This window comes from Cellulomonas xiejunii (assembly GCF_024508315.1).
In the GTDB taxonomy this organism is placed as follows: Bacteria; Actinomycetota; Actinomycetes; order Actinomycetales; family Cellulomonadaceae; genus Cellulomonas; species Cellulomonas xiejunii.
In genome coordinates, this window is record NZ_CP101987.1 from 3,175,713 (window position 1) to 3,193,658 (window position 17,946).

Sequence of the window (17,946 nt, forward strand, 5' to 3'; positions counted from 1 at the left end):
CGCCCGCGCCCCCTCCACCGTGGACGGGCGCACCGCCGGTGGAGGGCCGGCGGTGCGCCCGCACGGGGACGGGCGCGCGCCGTCACCGGGTCGCGAGCCCCTCGCACGTGCGCCGCAGCACCTCGGCGACCCGACGCACGTCCGGCCCGGCGAACGGGTGCGCCGCCCGCCGCTGCCACGCCCGCAACGCACCGACGGCGGCCGCACGCACCTCGGGCTCGCCGTCCGGCCGCGCGGACGTGACCGCACCGTCCTCGCCGAGGGGCGGCGGCGGTCGCACCTGTGACCAGTCCTGCGCCGACCAGTCCTGCGCCGCATCCGGGCAGGCCGGCGGCAGGCCCAGCCGCGTGCGCGGGTCGTCGCCCTGCGCACCGAGCAGGCGCTCCGCCTCGTCGCGCGCGTCGTCGTCGCCCACGTCCAGCTCGCCCGTGCGCAGGTCCGCGAGCAGCCGCAGCTCGACCAGGTCGTGCGCGGCGGCGACGACCTCCTCGCACCGCCGCGCCAGGCGGTCGGCCCCGGTGACGGGAGCCCGGGCCACGAGGTTCTCGACGGACCGCAGCGCACGCTGCGCCTGCAGCACGCCCGACCGCGCGACGAACCGGCGCAGCAGCAGGTCACGCACGTCGTCGAGCCCGCTGGCGACGCGCAGCACCGCGGCGAGCCCCGCCGCGTCGGTGACCGTCCCCGCGCGCACCGCACCGACCGCGAGCCGGACCCCGAACAGACCCAGGTCGTCGAGCAGGACCGCGCGCGCGTCGGCGGAGACGGACCCGTCGCCGCGCAGGAACCTGTCGGCCGACAGCAGCACATGCGCGGGCTCCCCCGCGAGCGCCTCGACGTGCGTGTACCGGGCCTGGGTGAGCTCGACCGCCGCAAGTCCCAGCAGCCCGCAGACCGGCACGACCGTCTGCACCAGCGCCCGCACGCGAGGGTCCAGGCGGTACCGGGCCGCGATGCGCTCGGCCGTCGCCAGCGCGTCCTCGCGGCCGCCGCCCGTCTCGTCCGCACGGGACAGCACCCCGACGGCGTTGACGGGTGTGACGGCCCACGTGTCGTCCTCGGAGTGGAAGGCCCGCAGGAAGTCGACGTCGGACGCGTGGACCTGCCGCAGCAGGTAGAGCACAGCGTCGGCGCCGTCGGCGCCCTCGTCGTCCCCCAGCAGGAAGTCCTGGGTCCGCACCGACACCTCCGCGCGCGCCGACGCGAGCCCCGGGGTGTCGACGAGCGTCAGGCGCTCGAGGCGGGACGACGGGTACTCCACGACGAGGCGCGCGACGTCCTCCACGGCCAGCGCACCCAGGTCGACGCGGGTCTGCCCGCTCTCCCGGACGAACGCGACCTGCCGGCGCTCGCCCGTCGGCAGCACCGCCCAGGCCCGGGCCGCCGGCCCGTCGACGTACGTCGTGACCAGGCGCGTGCACTCGGTGGCGTCCGTGGCCGCGAGGCGCTGGCCGACCAGGGCGTTCAACAGCGTGGACTTGCCTGCCTTGACGCGCCCTGCGAACGCCACGCGCAGCGGCCCGTCGAGGCGCTGCCTCGCGGCGGTGAGCGCCGCCGCGTGCGGCGTACCCGCGTACGCCTCGGCCGCGTCGCACAGCAGACCGCGGACCGCGTCGACGGTGCCGGTCACGTCGGCCCCTGCGGCACCGGCACCGTCGCGCGCCGGGCGGCGAGCAGGGGTGCGAGCAGACCCTCCGTGCGCGCCGCGAGATCGCGCAGCCTCGCCAGCTCGGCGTCGACCCGCGCCGTCCGCGCCTGACGTGCCGCGTCGTCCTGCGTGATCGCGGTCGACAGCTGCTCGACCGTCGCGGTGGCCGTCGCGAGCAGCTCCGCGGCGCGCGCCGCGTACGTCTCGCGCAGGAGCCGCTGCAGGCCGCGCACCGCCGCACGGCTCTGCTTGCGGGCCGCGGTGTCGACCTCCTCGAGGTACGCACCGACGGCCCGCTCGGTCTCGGCGCGCAGCGCACGCAGCTGCCCCTCGCGGGCGGCGTGCCACGACCTGCCCGCGAGCACCGCGGACAGCACCACCGCCACGGGCAGCACGACGGGCAGCGCGAGCCCCAGGACCAGACCTGCGCCGTGGCTGATCATCGCGCCGGCCGACCCGCCGCGCAGCGCGACCAGCCCCAGGTCCAGGCGCGACGTGCGGGTCCCGGGCGCGGCGACGAACGCGACGTCCACGCCGCCCGCTCCGTCACCGCCCGTCGCGACGCCCTGCCGCAGCTCCCACGCCGCCGAGCCGAACTGCTCGGCCACCGTGTCGGCCACCTGGTCCGCGTGCGTGCGCACGAGCGCCTGGTGGTCCAGCAGGGCGGCGGTCGTGCGCTGCTGGAGCCACGGCCCCAGGTCGGCCTCCAGCCGCGCTGCCGGCAGCTCGGCGATGTGCGCGACGGCGTCGCGGCGCAGCGCCCGCAGCCGCACCGTGAGGTCCGACTCCACCTCGGAGGCCAGGTCCGACGTGCGGTCGAACAGGACCTGCTGCCACCGCGCGCCGACCCCGCGCAGGTCGGTCGCGCGGGTTCGCGCCTGCTCCCACGCGGCCCGGCGCTCACGGGCCGTGGCGTCGTCGTGCAGCGCGGCGCGCTCGGCGGTCAGGGTCGTGAGGAGCTGGCCCAGGGTGCTGGCTGCCACCGCCGCAGCCGCCGCCTCACCCGTCCCGGCGGCGCGCACCCGCTCGTCCAGGAGCCGCGCCGCGAGCGCCGGGTAGCCGGACTCGGCGAGGAGGTCGCGGTCCTGCGTGCGCAGACCCGCGTGGCGCAGGGGCGCCGACAGCCCGAGGACGTCCGCGCGCACGCCCGCGACGCGCAGGTGGTGCACGTCGGCGTCGCGGATACGCCGCCAGTGGGCGAACAGGTCGGTGCGCGTCAGGGCCACCAGCACGACCGGGCACAGGGCCGCCGCCTGCCGCAGCAGCTCCAGCTCGGCGGCACCGAGCTCGGAGCCGGCGTCGGTGACGAAGAGCAGCGCGTCGGCCACCGCGAGGCTCCGCAGCGCGACACCGGCGTGCGACGACGCCAGCCCGCCGCTGATGCCCGGGGTGTCGACGAGCACGAGGCCGCCGCGCAGCAGCTCGCGCGGGAGGCGGATCTCCACGGCCCGGCCGGCAGTCCCCGCACCGTGCGCCGTCCGGTCGTCGCCGGTGGCCTCGTCCGGCAGCACGGGGACGGCATGGCCGGTCGCTGCCGTCGGGACGTCGGCAGGCACGACCTCGCCGAGCGTCGGGGAGTCCGGCTGCTCCTCGGCGAGCACCCGCGCGGAGACCCGCTCGCCCCACCGCACGTACGTCGGGACGGCTGTGGCCACGTCGGCATCGGTCGCGCACACCCGCGCTCCGAGCAGCGCGTTGACCAGCGAGCTCTTGCCCTTCTTGAACTCGCCGCACACCACCACCCGGAAGGCCGGGTCCGCGAGCCGCGCCCGCGCGGCCCGCGCACGCTGCACCAGGTCCGCGCGCTCGGCCCGGGCGGCGGCGTCCGCCACCGCGTCGAGCAGCCGCTCCACGTCCCCCATCACCGCATGCTCCCACCACCCCCGCCCCCCACGACCGGAGCACCCCCACCATGCCCCAACAGGCACCCCACCCCCCCAACCCCCACCCCCCCACCCGCGAGAGTGCAATCCAGTCACCCCCACCCCCACCCCCACGGCGAGAGTGCAATCCAGTGACCGCTACCCCCGCGCGCGAAAGCGCTCCGGTCACCCCCGACCCCTGCCCTCCTCCCGGCGCGACGGGTGAAAACCCCCACGTTGAGCGGGCGTTGACCCGGTGTGGAGGCTGCGTTGAGGGGTCGACGGGACGCTCCTGGGCATGACCACCGCGTCCGTGCACACGCTGCGTCCGCTCGAGTCCGTCCACACCGCGGGCGTCTCCCTGCACCTGCGGGTCGCCGTACAGGGCGGTGACGCCCTGACGCGCGCCGGGCTGCGTGCCGTCATGGACACGCTCGCCGACGTGCAGGTCGAGCACGTCGACGTCGAGCAGCCGGCGGACCTGGCGCAGGCCGAGGTGGTCGTCGTCGTTCTCGAGGCCGTCACGGCGCGAGCGGTCGACGCCGTGCGGCGTCTGGCAGCGCGTCCCGGCTGCCGCCCCGTGCTGGTGGTCGGCGAGGTCAGCACCGAGGCCGTCGCTCTCGTCGTGCAGGCCGGCGCCGTCGGGGTGCTGCGGCGTCGCGAGGCGACGGCCGAGGCCGTGGGCGCGCTGCTGCACGCGGTCGCGTCCGGTGAGGCCGTCGTGCCGGTCGCCCTGCTGGCGGCGCTGCTGCCGCAGACGGCGTCCGAGCCCACGTCGGCACCTCCGCGCGCGGCCGGGCACGTGCTCGCGCTCACCGGCGTGAACGACCGCGAGCGCTCGGTGCTGCGGCTGCTCGGCGAGGGTGCGGACACCCGGGAGATCGCGCGGCGGTTGTCGTACTCCGAGCGGACGGTCAAGGTCGTCGTGCAGGACCTCACGCGCCGGTTCGGGCTGCGCAACCGCACGCACGCCGTGGCGTACGCCGTCCGCCACGGCCTCATCTGAGGCCGCCCTCGCGTCCGGCGGGCGAGCGCGGATGACGGCGGCGTCGGGAGCGGTGGTCAGAGCGTGGGGTCATCCGGGGCGACGGAGGCGAGCGGGTTGCTCGCGGCGTCCAGCGCGTCGAAGCCTGCCAGGTGCTCAGCCCCGTCGACGAAGCCGTCGGCGTCGGTGTCGGCGGCGAACGGGTCGGTGCCCAGCACCTGCTCGAGCGCGTCGGGAAGGCCGTCCGCGTCGGTGTCAGGGCCGTCCGCGGCACCGGCGGCGACGGCACCGGTGTCCGCGCGCGTCGGGTCGGTCCCCAGCAGCAGCTCCTGACCGTCGGACACGCCGTCGCCGTCGGAGTCCGCCGCGTCGGCCTTGGTCCGCAGCATGAGCAGCTCGTACCCGTCGGACGACCCGTCGAGGTCGGTGTCGGCGAGGAAGGCGTCGAGGCCGAGGCGCTGCTCGAGGACGTCCGTGATGCCATCCCCGTCGGAGTCCAGGCCCGGGTCGGTCCCCACCGCACCGCCGGGCCCGACGGTGCCGTCGGTCAGCCCGGGGATGAAGCCCGCGAAGTTGAAGCGCCCCTCGGCCTCCCCGAAGATCACACCCTTGCGGGGGTTCGCCGCCTCGATCGTGCGGCCGTCGCCCAGGCTGATGGCGACGTGCGCGCTGGACGGCCGGCCCTGACCGGGCTGCGGCTCGGACGGGAAGGAGAACAGCAGGGCACCAGGGGTGTTGATCGCCTCCTCGACGGACATCGTCGCGCCGTCCGCCTTGAGGTCGAGGTACTGCAGCCACGTCCCGTCCGGCACGTCGACGCCCTGGCGCCCGGCCGCCCACTTCACCAGCTCCGAGCAGTCGAAGACGCTCGGGTCGGCGTCGTCGACGCTCGCCGTCGCACCGAACACGTACCGGTCCCCCGCCTGGGCCGTCGCGGCGTCGAGGAACGCCTGCAGCAGGCTCCCGCCCCCCGGGGGACCACCGGACCCGGCCACCGCGAGGTCCGCGAGCGCGTCACCGCCTGCGCCGCCCGCTCCCACGACGTGCCCGTACCCGTCCGTCCCGGTCCACACCCCGCCGGGCGCGTCACCCGCGAGCTGGGCGGCCGCCTGCGCCTCGTCACGGAACTGCAGGTAGCGGGCGCCCGCACCCCCGTGCGTCACCGTCCACGGCGAGATGTCGGCGCCCTGCCCGGACACCCGGTAGGCGGCCTTCGCGTTCTCCAGGGCGTCGGACAGGTCCACTCCGGCCAGGTCCTTGTGCGCGGCCACGTTGATCTGCCACAGGCCGCGCGAGTCCTCACCGACGGGGTTGTGCGCGCCGGTGTTCCCCCCAGACTCGGCCAGGGCGATCGCGGTCATCGTCTGCGCCTGCTCGGGGCTGAACCCCGCCATGCGCGCGAAGCGGTAGATCTCCTGCGCCGACAGCACGGCCATGCCTCGACGGTAGGCCCGCGACCCCGCGGCGACCAGGATGAACCGGACACGGCGTGAAGCACCCGTGCCCGTTGGGGCAGGCGAAGCGCGGGACCCGTCCACGCGGTGCGAACCGGCGGGACGATGACGGCAGACGGGCACGACGGGGGTGCGCATGATCTCGGACGCGGATGACGCGCTGGTCGCGCTGCTGCAGGCCGAGGCGCTGCGGGGGCAGCCGGCCGAGGTCGTCCTCGACGCGCCGACCTCGAGCTGGGCCGCGCGCCGCACCGGCCCCGTGGTCGACGTGTTCCTCTACGACCTGCGCGAGGAGGTCGACCGGCGCGACGCGCAGTCGCGGACCGTCCACGACGAGCGCGGACGCGTCGTGGGCTACGCGCCCGGGCCGCGGTGGTACCGCCTGTCGTACCTCATCACCGCCTGGACGCAGCGCCCCGAGGACGAGCACACCCTGCTCGGCCTCGTGCTCGCGAACCTCGTGCGGTTCGACGCGATCCCCGACGCGCACCTCGGCGGTGTGCTCGAGGGTGCGCACGTGCCGATGACCGTGGGTCTGCCCCCGTCGGGAGACCGCTCCGCGCCCGACCTGTGGAACGCGCTCGGCGGCGAGCTCAAGCCTGCGCTCGACGTCGTGCTCATCGCGCCCATGACGGTCGCGACGACGCAGGTCGCCGGCCCGCCGGTCGAGGGGCGCGAGGTGCGGGTGGGCGACCGCTGAGAGCCGCGCACAGGGCGGACTCTCACTCCTCCGCGTCCTCCTCCGTATCCTTCTTCAGCTCCCTGTCACGGGCCTCTTGGTCTCCGCGGAACGCATCCTGCAACGCAGCCCACTGCTGCTCGCGTGCGGACGCGATCTCTGCCTGCGTCGGCTTGGGCCCTCCTCCGCGCACCTGGCCGCGGGTCTTGCCCGGTGTCGACGTCGACGCCATGTCCTCCTCGAACAGCACCGCCGCGTAGGTGCGCCCGACAGCAGCGTTGGCCGCGTTACGCATGAGCCGCGTCACGGCCAGCAGTGAGCGACGCTCGATCAGCGAGCCGTCGAGCTTCGTGTAGGTCTGCTTGGGGACGGCTCTGATGTCACGGCCGAGCGCGGAGCGCGCGGTGTGGTCCGACTTGGTCTTCTCGTCGGCCGCGCCCTTGTAGATCATGATCGTGGTCATCGCGCGGTACTCGTCCTCCGACGTGGCCGGCAGGTCCAGTCCTTCGAGGTACTCCGTGAAGAACATGTCGGGGATGACGTGCTCCGAGGTGAGCTCCCACACCTCGAGGAACGACGGAGCCGCGCCGACCGGACGCCAGCCCTCACCCTTGCGTTTGTGTGGAGCAACCGACCCCACGTTCGGTGCATGCCCGATGTCGCCGGCCTGGCCCCACGCCGCAGGGTTCGCGATGAGGACGGCTTTGAGCTCGGCGATTGCCGCACGGATCTGGCGTCGGCGGCCATGTGTGCCGGGCGCCTGCTTGTGGGCGCGGAACAGGTCGGTGAGGATCTGGGCCACCGTCCGTGCCGGCGCGACGTCCGCGACCGGCTGGGTATTGTCCGAGGCCACCGAGAGCGTCCCCGCTGCTTCGTCGTACGAGATCAGATGGTGCTCGGCACCGAGGTCGAAGCTCCCGTCGAACAGGGGTCCACTCCCGTCGTCGGCGGGCTCCCCCGACTGTGGAACCTCCTCTCCCCCACCCGTCAGCGCCGCCAACGCCCCCCGCCCCATCGCCACCGCCCGCTCGATCAGCCAGTCCAGCGCCTCGAACAGCTTCTCGCGCAGCCCGATGACGAACTCCGCGATCTTCTCCGGTGCGTCCCCCAGGCCCACCTGGTTGGCGAGGAACCCGATCGCCACGGGCACGGCCGCGGCCAGCCCGCCCTCGAGCATCGCGGCGCCCGGCCCGACGTCGCCCTTGGCGATCGCCCCGATCGTGGAGACGTACGAGTCGACGATCTCCAGCAGCTCGCGCACGTAGTCGAGCACCGACTGCACGGCGCGGAAGAACGCGATGGCGCCGTTGATGACGGCCATGATGCCGGTGGGGTCGAGCATCGACAGGACCTTGGCGATCGCCGCGTCGACGATCTCCGTCATGATCCAGTCCTTGACCATGTCGAACAACGTGTCCCACAGCATCGACAGCTTCTCGGTCAGCCGCGCCCAGATCGCGGAGAAGCCGCCCTCCTGGACCTCCTTGACGAATGCGAAGGCCTCGCCCGCCATCGCGACCGCACCGCGGATGCGGTCGACGGTCTCCTGCCCCAGGTGCGTGGCGAGCTTCTGCCAGATCACCTCCACCGTGATCCCGGAGATCTGCACGATGAGGGTGATCGCGGCCTCGAGCGTCAGCTCGGTGGGCCGGGCGACGCCGATCTTGCTCAGGCCGCGGAACAGCCAGTCGGCCAGGCCGTTGAGCAGGTAGGTGCCGATCTTGCCGAAGAACGACGAGAACCCCGCCTTCATCGCCGCGATGAGGTTCAGGAGGAACCCGACGGGGTCGGCGACGATGTCGTCGATGGCGGCCGTGGCGTTGGCGATGACGTTGCCCACGAGCTCGGGCGGGAAGTTCATCATCCGCAGGACCAGCTCGATGACGACCTGCACCACGACGGAGATGAACTCGAAGATCCGCCCGAGGGGCTCGCCGAACTTCGCGGTGATCTCGTTGAACGTGTCGACGGGCGAGAGCAGCTTCTCGAGCGTGACGAGGTCCCACACGCCCTTGAACGTGGAGACGATCAGCTCCCACGAGATGCCGAGGCTCGCGACGGCCCCGTCGATCCGAGCGCCGGCCTGCGCGATCGCGCCCGACTCGGCGAGCTGGTCGTACATCGCAGCCCCGCCGGGCAGCAGCGTGACGAACCCCCGGATGAGGTTCTCCCCCGTGCGCGGGACGGGCTCGTCGGTGAACGGGTTCTTCTCGAGGATGACGGTCAGCAGGTGGAAGCCGGGGATCTCGTGGGCGTGCTCGCTGAGCCACCCGAGCAGCGACTTCTTGACGAGCTCCAGGACCTTCGCGACGACGTCCCACGCGAAGGCACCGACGTCCGCGACCAGGGCCAGCGCGCGGTCCGCGAGCGCCGGCAGCGTGTCGAGCAGCTGCGGCAGGTTCGACGGGCTGATCGCGTCCCACGCGGCGGAGAACAGTGCCCCGGCCTGCCCGAGCAGGCCCTTGAACCTTCCCCACATGGTGTCGAGCCAGTCGGCGGTCTCCTGCAGCGTGCGGCGCTCGGTCATCTGGTCGACGACGTCGCCCTTGCCGATGAGCCGCAGGAAGTCCCCGAGGATCTCGACCGTCGGCGCCGCCACGTCCTGCCCCGTCAGCGGGTCGTGGTGGAACGCCTTGACCGCGAGGTTCCACGGCGGCGCGATCTCGGGCCTCTGCAGCAGCGGCTCGGCGATGCCGGCCACGACGGCCCGGACCTTCTCGATCACCGTGTCCTTGACCTCGTCGACGAGCGCCCGCACGTCGGCCAGGAACGCGTCGACGTACCGCTCGACGATCGCGACGTTGCCGCTGATCCCCTCGGTGACGCCCATCTCGTCCCACGCCGCCGAGACGTCCGCGCTGATGCGGTCCCACGTCAGGTCGTGTGCGGCCATGCGTTCGCGCAGGTACGCGACGATGTCGGCGAGGATCTCGACGCCCTGCAGCACCGGCCCGACGGCCGCACCGAACGGCCCCCACGTGAGGACCTTCTCGACGAGCTCGAGGTCGGGCGCTCGCACCGGCTCGTCGGTCAGCGGGTCCTTGCCGGTGATCATCCCCACGAGCGCGTACCCGGGGACGGCCTGCACGGCGGAGGTGACGCCGTCGATGATGAAGTCCGGCAGCAGGTCGGTCGCCTCGAAGTCGCGTGCGACGGGCGCCCGCCAGGTGTCGAGCGCGACCTGCTGCACGACGTGCGTCGCCTCGTGCCCCATGAGCTCGAGGTCGCCCACGGACTGACCGTCGCCCAGGAAGATGTGCGCGCCCACCGTGAACGCGCGAGCCTGCAGCTCCGCAGCGGCGGCGGCCGCCGCGGCGCCCGTGTGCACCTGCACGCCGGTCAGGTCCGCACCCAGGTGCGGCTCGATGCGGGCGCGGACGGCGTCCGGGATCGGCGTGCCGCCGCCAGGGCTCGCGACGAGCGAGCGCGTCGCGTCCGACACGGGCACCTCACCGCCGGCGGCGACCTGCTCCGCCGCGGTGTCGCCCTCGCGTGCCACCGTCCCGGGACCGGATCGACCGCTCACGCCCGGTGACGGGGGTTGTGCCTGCCGTGCCGCAGGACCGGACCGACCGTCCGCGCGCCCTCGGGTCACGCCCCTGCCCGCGAGGCGACGCTCCGTGCCTGCGTCGCCGGTGCGGGTCGCCGGCAGGTCCGGTGCGGTGGGTGGGCGCTGGTGGGCGATGCGCGCACCGAACGCCTCCGCCTCACGCTCGGCCGGGTCACCCGGGTGGCTCACCTCGAGGGTCGACACCGGCGCACGTCGGACGCCTCGACGTTCCGCCTCCTCGGGCCCGCCCGCAGCGCGCGCGGGGAGGCTGCGCGCCGCCCGTGCCGGTCCGGGAAGGGCGGCGCCCGACGGCCCGCGGTCGCCCGCCGACGTCCCCGCACGCCGGACGGCGCGCGTCACCGCCGCGTTCGACGCACCCGCCGTGCCCGCCGCGACGGCGCCCGGTGCGCCGGTCCGTCCGGCCCGCGCGGCGCTCGTCCGTGAGCCGGTGGCGGCCGCGCGCGGCGCGACGACCGTCCGCGGCGACGACGCGGACGGCACCCGCTCGGTGACCGCCGCCCGTTCCGTGTCAGCCCCCTGCCCGCACGGCGGGGGCGCCCGCCGGCTCGTCGACGGGGTCCACCACCGACAGGTGCCCGAGCTTGACGAGCTCACGCTGCAGCGCCCGGACGACCCGGCCCATGGTGATGCCGGCGCCCTCGTCGGCCGCCGCGAACGCCGCGCCCAGCGCCGCGTTGCGGATCACGCCGCCGGTGACCTTGAACCGGCGCGCCAGCAGGTCGAGGTCCACGTCCTCGACGGGCGCCGCGGCGGGGAACACGCGGTCCCAGATGCGGCGACGCTCCGCCTCGTCCGGTGACGTGAACGTCACGGACACCGCGATCCGGCGCCAGAACGCGTCGTCGATGTTGCCCTGCAGGTTCGTCGCCAGGATCACCAGGCCGTCGAACACCTCGAGCCGTTGCAGCAGGTACGCGACCTCGATGTTCGCGTACCTGTCGTGCGACGACGACACGTCGGTGCGCTTGCCGAACAGCGCGTCGGCCTCGTCGAAGAACAGCACCATGTCCCCCGACGCGGCGGCGGAGAACACCCGCTCCAGGTTCTTCTCGGTCTCCCCGATGTACTTCGAGACGACCGCGGACAGGTCCACCTTGTACAGGTCGAGGCCCAGGTCGGCTGCGACGACCTCGGCGGCCAGCGTCTTGCCCGTCCCGGACGGGCCGGCGAACAGCGCGACCACGCCCGCGGACGGCACCGCCGGGAACCCCCAGGTCCCGAAGACGGTCCGCCGCTGCCGGTAGCGGGCGACGAGGTCGCGCAGCTGACCGGTGGGGGTGGCGGGGAGCACCAGGTCGTCCCAGCCGCGCCGCGCGTGGACCCGTGCCGCGACCCCGTCGAGGTGCCCTCCAGCGAGGCGTCGCACCCCCGCGACCACACCGCCGGCACCGTTCCGGGTCCCGCGGTCCGCACCGGCGACGAGCCTCAGCTGCTCACGCGTCAGCCGCACCCCCACGGGCGCGGGGCTTCCCGTCCGTCGCCGCCAGTCGCCGTCGTCGGCCTCACCGTCGCGCACGTGGACCTCGCGCCACGGCCGCGCGGGCAGGCAGTCCAGCGGCAGCTCGCGCGCCGACGCCAGGACGAGGGCCAGGTGGCCGGCGCGGTCGAGCTGCTCGGTGTCGTCCGGTGTCAGGCGACCGTCGACCTCCACGACGAGCGCCGCGCACCGCAGCGTGGCCTCCCGCACGAGCGCGTGCCACGCGTCCACCGACGCGGGCAGCGCCGCGACGAGCAGCTCCGTCCCCTGCAGGGCCGCCGCTGCGGTGCGGCGTCGGCTCTCGGGGTCGGCGCCGTGCACGAGCAGCAGCGCACCGGACCCAGCCGGCCGGTCCGCCGGTGGCCGCGGCCGGCGGGCACCCCGGCCCGTCGCGCTCCGTCCGGCAGCGCCCGGCACCGCGCCCGGACCCGCGCCCTCGTCGGCTGCCACGACGCGCGTCCCCGCGGGCACCTCCGGGTCGAGGGTGTCGTCACCCCGCGCCGCCCACGCGACCCGCGGCGCGACGCCGCACATGCGCGTGCCCCACGCCCCGTCGGCGCCGACGACCGCCAGCCCTGCACGCACCAGCGGCCCGCGCGGCGCGAGCGCCCGCACCGCCTCCTGGCCCAGGACGCGGGCCACCCACGCGAGGGTCGGCCGCGGCAGCTGCACGCTGTCCTGCACGTACGCGAGCAGGCGCTGCCGCTGCGGGTGCAGGTCCGCCGCGAGCACCACCGCGAGCACCTCCGCCGCCACGCCCCGGGCGCCCGCGTACCGGCACGCGCGCGCGAGCCCGTCGTCCCCCGTCCGCGCCCACGCGTGCAGCGCGGCCCGGGCCGCGTCGACGTGCGGGTCGAGGCGCGCACGCAGCGGCGCGACCTGCTCGGGGAGCGGCCCGTCCAGCCCCGGCAGCGTCATGAGCAGTGCGTCGACCTCGTCGTCGCCCACATACAGGCCGGCGAAGTCGCGCGGCGGGACCCCCTGGACGACGCGGCACACGGCGGCGTCGGCGGCCAGCACGACGTCCGCGAACCGCTCCCAGACCGGCGCGTCCATCCCCACGTCGTACCCCGGCGGCGACGGTCGCACGCCGCCGCGGCCCGAGCCCTGCCCGTAGGTGCACCACGGGCGGCCCCTACCGGCACCCGCAGGGCACTGTCGCCGCCGACCGGCCCGACCGACGCTGGCCGTGGTGCGAACTGCAGGGTGCGCGCCGCACCGACCAGGAGGGACGAGCCATGGCCACGCTGAGCAGCATCCGGTCGCCCGGTGTGTACGTGCAGGAGGTCGCGTCCGGGCCCCGACCCATCCAGGGCGTCGGCACCGCCGTCGCGGCGTTCGTCGGCATCACCGCCGACGGCCCGTACGACCAGGCGGTCAAGGTCGTCAACTGGTCGCAGTTCACGCGGACGTTCGGCACCTTCGTCGACGGCGCGAACCTTCCGTACGCGGTCCACCAGTTCTTCGACAACGGCGGTGGCGCCGCGTACGTGGTGCGGGTCGGTTCGCTCGCGTCCGACGAGGGCCAGCGCGCGACCGCCGAGCTGACCAGCTCCGTCCGCGCCGGGCACGCGGTGTACCGGGTCGAGGCGGTCGACCCGGGCGCGGGGGGCGACGCCATCACCGTGGCCGTGGAGCCGAAGGTCGAGCCCGAGGGGGGCGAGGCGCCCCCCGAGGAGGCGTTCACGCTCGTCGTGCGCCGGGGCGACGACGTCGAGCGGTACGAGAACGTCACGAGCCGCAAGGGCGCGGCCAACGTCGTCACGGCCGTCGCGGAGTCGCGGCTCGTCCGCCTGACGGAGGTCGGCTCGTCGCCCGTCGCCGAGCGCCTGCCCGCGTCGGGCGAGGTCGCGCTCACCGGCGGTGCGGCGCTGCCCGCCCGCGTGACGCCCGGCGACTACCTCGGCGACGTCACGGCACGCTCCGGCATCGCGGGCCTGGACGCGCTCGACGACGTCACGATCGTGTGCGTGCCGGACCTCGCGGCAGCGTACGAGGAGGGGCAGCTCGACGCCGACGGGTTCAAGGCCGTGCAGTCCGCGATGATCTCCCACTGCGAGGCGCGCAAGGACCGCATGGCGATCCTCGACACCCCGCGCGGGCTGAACGCGCAGCAGGTCCACGAGTGGGTGACCGAGAAGATGGCGTTCTCCTCGCCGTTCGCGACCGTGTACTGGCCGTGGGTGTCGATGTGGGACACGCTGCTGGGCCGCGCGCGGCTGTTCCCGCCGAGCGGTGCGCTGGCCGGGATCTGGAGCCGCAACGACGACACCCGTGGCGTGCACAAGGCGCCGGCCAACGAGGTGGTGCTCGGTGCGCTCGACGTCGAGCAGGCGCTGACCCGCAAGGAGCACGACGACCTGAACCCCGCCGGCATCAACGCCATCCGCGCGTTCCCCGGCCGGGGCATCGTCGTGTGGGGCGGCCGGACGCTGGCGTCGGACGCGCAGTGGCGGTACGTCAACGTGCGTCGGCTGTTCAACTACGTCGAGTCCTCGATCCTGCTCGGGACGCAGTGGTCCGTCTTCGAGCCGAACGACCAGAAGCTGTGGCAGCGGATCGAGCGCTCGGTGGGCGCGTTCCTGCTGGGGCTGTGGCGCGACGGCGCGCTGTTCGGCACCACCCCCACCGAGGCGTACTACGTCAAGTGCGACGCCGAGACCAACCCGCCCGACCAGGTCGACGCCGGGTACGTCGTCATCGAGGTCGGCATCGCGCCGGTCAAGCCCGCCGAGTTCGTCGTGTTCCGCATCAGCCAGCTGCCGACCGGCGGCGCGGTCGCCGAGTGACCTGACCTTCAGAGAGGACGACGCCCATGCCCATCGGCGAGGACGCGATCGCAGCCAGCCTGTTCGAGGTACAGGTCGACGGTGTCACCATCGCGCAGTTCAAGGAGGCCTCCGGGCTCGGCATCGAGATCTCGGTGATCGAGCACCAGGAGAACAAGCCCGGGGGCATCCCCGTGCTCAAGAAGCTGCCCGCGGCGCAGAAGTTCAACGACGTCACGCTCAAGCGCGGCATGACCAAGGACGACGGCTGGTGGAAGTGGATCGCGGCCGTGCAGGAGGGCGACATCGACGGCTCGCGCCGTGACGCGTCGGTCATCCTGCTCGACTACCTGCACCACGAGGTGCTGCGGTTCAACCTGTTCTTCTGCTGGCCGTCGAAGATCACGCTCGGGTCGTTGCAGGCCGGGTCGACCGAGGTCGCCATCGAGGAGGTCACGCTCGTCCACGAGCGTGTCGAGGTGAAGGTCTCCTGATGAGCGCCGACGTCGCCGCCGGCCCGGACGCGGGCACGCCGGGGTCCGTGCCGCACCCGGGTACCGGGCCCGTGCCGGTGCCCAGCGGCGGCACGGGTCTGCAGACGGAGTTCTGGTTCGAGCTGCCCGTCGGGTTCGAGGACGACCACGGGCGCGTCCACCGCCAGGGCACGATGCGCCTGGCGCGCGCCCGCGACGAGATCACGCCCCTGCGGGACCCGCGCGTGCGGGACAACGAGGCGTACCTGACGGTGCTGCTGCTGGCCCGCACCGTGACGCGGCTGGGCGACCTGCCGGCGGTCACGACGGGCGTCATCGAGGGCCTGTTCACGCCGGACCTGGCGTTCCTGCAGGACCTGTACCGGCAGGTGAACGCCGAGGGCACGACGTCGACCGCGGTCACGTGCCCGGCGTGCCGCGAGGAGTTCGCCGTCGACCTGCACGGCGGGAGGTCGGGTGGTGCGCCGGGGGAATGGTGACGTACGCGGCCGTCGACCTGCTCGACGAGATCGCGTACCTCGCAGCGGTCCTCCACTGGCCGCTCGACACCCTGCTCGACCTGGAGCACCCCGACCGCGCGCACTTCGTGGCCGCTGCCCGTGCCCTCACGCACGACCCCGACGACGAGGGAGGCCGGAGATGACCCCGACGCCCCCCGACGGCCACCCCCCAGACCGAGCCGACCTTCCCCTTCGGCGGCTTCCGACCGCCCATGAGCCGCCGAACGTCGAGTTCGGCGACCGGTGGGGTGAGTCATGAGCAGCGACCAGGGGTGGCAGCCCGTGACCGGGCGACCGCTCGCCGTGCGGTCCGTCGTGGCGAGCCGGAGCTTCGCACGCGGGCTGACGACCCGGCAGGTCCTGCCCGCCGCACTCGCGCGGCCGATCATCCACGCCGCGCCGGGGGCGGCGGTCCCGCGGGTGGTCGGCCGCGGGCAGCCAGGCCCGACGAGCGACGGGGGTCATGCCACCGCTGGCGCCGACCATCCCAGGCCGACCCGGTCCGGCCTGCGGCGCCTCGCGTCGCTGCTGCGACGGCGTCGCACGCCGTCCACTCCGGAGCCCGACGACGCGGCCGTGCATCGCGCACCGGACGGTCCGGCGGGCTCCCCGGGTGTCGCAGGACGCGCAGGCCGGTCGCCGGCAGACCCGGGCACGGGCCCCGCGCACCGTGCGCCGGTGACCGACGCCGCGCTCTCACGGACTCCGGTCCCACGTCCCGGCGTCTCGCCGACGACCCGCCCGACTCCCCAGTCCTCGGTCGGCGTCGCACGGTCCGCGAATGCGGCCGCACCGGTGGCCGCACCCGTGACGCGCGCCGCCGACCACCGGAGGAGGGGGCCGTCCGACAGCGCCGCGGGCGGGACGACGGCGAGCGGCAGCGCTCCGGCCATGCGTCCGACGGCGACGGGCGGCGCGACCCCAGCGGGCAGCGCGACCGCAGCGGGCAGTGCGACAGCGGCCAGCAGGGCTGCGGCCCCGAGGACGGCCGCTGCGCCTGGGAGCGCCGCTCCGGCGTTCCGCGGCGCGGACCTGACGAAAGGCTCCGGACCGACCTCGCCTCCGGGGCCCGAGCCCACCGCCCGACCTCCGGGGCCCGAGCCCACCGCCCGGCCTCCCGCGCGACGCTCCACGCTCGGCGGCTCGCGCGGTCCGGTGGGCGAGGCCCCCGCGTCGGCGGTCGGCCGGCTCGCGGGCGGCGCGACCACCACCCCGGCCGCGACCCCGACACCGACCCAGCGCTCGACCCCGACCTCGTCACCGCCGCCCATGCCGGGAGCTCGACCCGGCGCCGTGCGGGCGGTGCGCACCGACGACGCCGCAGCTGCGCCCCTCGCCACCACGACCGCCGCACGATCAGCCGCCGCCGCGCCAGCCCCCGCCGCCGCCACCACCCCCGACCCGCGCACCGCCCCGGTCCCGCGTGACGTGGTGGCGTCGCGGGTGGTACCCCCGAGCACGTCGTCGATCGACGCCGGCAGCAGCACGGGGTCCTCCGTCGCCGCGCGCGCCACTGTCCCGACCAGCCCCACCCTGCAGCACCCCACGGCCCCGAGCCCGACCCGGCCGTCAGCGCCCGCCCGCTCGGCTTCCCCACCGGGTGGCGTCACCGTCCCGCGCACCACCGGGCCGTCGCATGCTGCGCCGCGTGCGGGGGCCGGCGGTCTGGGTCGTCCGCTGCCTGACGCCGGCCGACACTTCCGCGGGGCCGCGTCCCCCGGTACCGAGCGGGCTCGACGAGCGGCCTCGCAGTCCTCGACGGACCACGGCCCGGGCGGCCCGAGCGCCGCGCCCTGGACCGGGAGCCCGTCGGAGGTGCCGGTGACGCGGCGCGCGCGCGTACCGGAGTCCGTGGCACCGGCGACGACGCACCGCTCGACGGCGTCCGACGCGCCCCACGTCACGACGCCGCTCGACGCACCCCGGGCCGCGGCGCCCGACGACGGACCCCGAGCCACGACACCCCCCGACGGACCGCGAGCCACGACGCCCGACGACGGACCGCGAGCCACGACGCCCGACGACGGACCCCGAGCCACGACGCCCCCCGACGGACCCCGTGTCCCGACGCCCCCCGACGCGCCTCCGCGACCGGACGCCCGCCCCGGGGTCGGACGCCCGCTCCGCGCGCTGCGCCACGCGACCGAGGTCGGGCGGGAACCGGCTCCTCCCCGACCGCCGAGCCCGACCGGCACCGACGGCGGGTGGCCGCCCGCCACCGCGCTCGACCTGGTCACTGCGCCGTCGGCCGGGCACCGGTCCGTCGCGGCACGTGCCGACCAGCCGCGGGACGACACCGTCGGGGAGGTCGTCGCGGCGTCCCCGGGGCAGCCCGCGGCGTCCGCCGACGCACCCGCGGCCGACTCCCCCGCGGACCTCGCGGGTCTGGCCGACCAGCTCTGGGACCACCTCGAGCACCGCCTGCGACGCTCGCTCCTCCTCGAGCGCGAGCGTCGCGGCGTCCTGCCCGACCTCTGACCGACCACACCGTCCAGCACCCGGGAGCAG

12 protein-coding genes are annotated in these 17,946 nt (G+C 75.2%); 7 read left to right on the forward strand and 5 right to left on the reverse strand.

Annotation, left to right across the window (positions count from 1 at the left end; genetic code table 11):
* Window positions 1–82 precede the first annotated feature (82 nt).
* Together NP048_RS14585 and NP048_RS14590 are read right to left on the reverse strand one after the other, a co-directional pair.
* Window positions 83–1,630, reverse strand: coding sequence for a dynamin family protein (locus NP048_RS14585; protein WP_227576344.1), 1,548 nt, complete (start codon window positions 1,628–1,630; stop codon window positions 83–85).
* Window positions 1,627–3,510, reverse strand: coding sequence for a dynamin family protein (locus tag NP048_RS14590; protein ID WP_227576345.1), 1,884 nt, complete (start codon window positions 3,508–3,510; stop codon window positions 1,627–1,629). The genes NP048_RS14585 and NP048_RS14590 overlap by 4 nt, the downstream gene beginning before the upstream one ends.
* 298 nt (window positions 3,511–3,808) lie before the next feature.
* Here NP048_RS14590 and NP048_RS14595 point away from each other — a divergent pair, with 298 nt between their 5' ends.
* Window positions 3,809–4,516, forward strand: a complete 708-nt coding sequence (locus tag NP048_RS14595; RefSeq protein ID WP_227576346.1) for a response regulator transcription factor — start codon at window positions 3,809–3,811, stop codon at window positions 4,514–4,516.
* 56 nt (window positions 4,517–4,572) lie between these two features.
* Here the strand turns inward: NP048_RS14595 and NP048_RS14600 are convergent, their stop codons facing one another.
* The gene (locus tag NP048_RS14600) at window positions 4,573–5,931 is read right to left on the reverse strand and encodes an NlpC/P60 family protein (protein ID WP_227576347.1); all 1,359 of its coding nucleotides are present in this window, start codon (window positions 5,929–5,931) and stop codon (window positions 4,573–4,575) included.
* Window positions 5,932–6,085: 154 nt separating this feature from the next.
* On the opposite strand from NP048_RS14600, the gene NP048_RS14605 reads away from it, so the two are divergent.
* Window positions 6,086–6,649: a Pvc16 family protein gene (locus NP048_RS14605; protein ID WP_227576348.1), complete on the forward strand. Its 564-nt coding sequence runs from the start codon at window positions 6,086–6,088 to the stop codon at window positions 6,647–6,649.
* Between the two features lie 22 nt (window positions 6,650–6,671).
* On the opposite strand, the gene NP048_RS14610 is transcribed toward NP048_RS14605, so the two are convergent.
* Together NP048_RS14610 and NP048_RS14615 are read right to left on the reverse strand one after the other, a co-directional pair.
* Window positions 6,672–10,154, reverse strand: coding sequence for an eCIS core domain-containing protein (locus NP048_RS14610; protein WP_227576349.1), 3,483 nt, complete (start codon window positions 10,152–10,154; stop codon window positions 6,672–6,674).
* Between the two features lie 553 nt (window positions 10,155–10,707).
* Entirely contained in the window at window positions 10,708–12,732 is a 2,025-nt protein-coding gene (locus tag NP048_RS14615) for an ATP-binding protein (RefSeq protein ID WP_227576350.1), read from the reverse strand.
* A gap of 182 nt (window positions 12,733–12,914) precedes the next feature.
* Here NP048_RS14615 and NP048_RS14620 point away from each other — a divergent pair, with 182 nt between their 5' ends.
* From NP048_RS14620 to NP048_RS14640, 5 genes are all read left to right on the forward strand, one after another.
* Window positions 12,915–14,465: a phage tail sheath family protein gene (locus NP048_RS14620; RefSeq protein ID WP_227576351.1), complete on the forward strand. Its 1,551-nt coding sequence runs from the start codon at window positions 12,915–12,917 to the stop codon at window positions 14,463–14,465.
* Window positions 14,466–14,491: 26 nt separating this feature from the next.
* Entirely contained in the window at window positions 14,492–14,938 is a 447-nt protein-coding gene (locus NP048_RS14625) for a phage tail protein (protein WP_227576352.1), read from the forward strand.
* A complete protein-coding gene (locus tag NP048_RS14630; RefSeq protein ID WP_227576353.1) occupies window positions 14,938–15,417 on the forward strand; it encodes a hypothetical protein in 480 nt (159 codons plus the stop codon). The genes NP048_RS14625 and NP048_RS14630 overlap by 1 nt, the downstream gene beginning before the upstream one ends.
* Complete coding sequence (locus NP048_RS14635) at window positions 15,414–15,581, forward strand: hypothetical protein (protein ID WP_227576658.1); 168 nt, start codon at window positions 15,414–15,416, stop codon at window positions 15,579–15,581. Before NP048_RS14630 ends, NP048_RS14635 begins: the two co-directional genes overlap by 4 nt.
* A 1,678-nt stretch (window positions 15,582–17,259) precedes the next feature.
* Window positions 17,260–17,916 (forward strand): superantigen-like protein SSL4, encoded by a 657-nt coding sequence (locus NP048_RS14640; protein ID WP_227576354.1) that lies wholly within the window; start codon window positions 17,260–17,262, stop codon window positions 17,914–17,916.
* The last annotated feature ends 30 nt before the right edge of the window (window positions 17,917–17,946 follow it).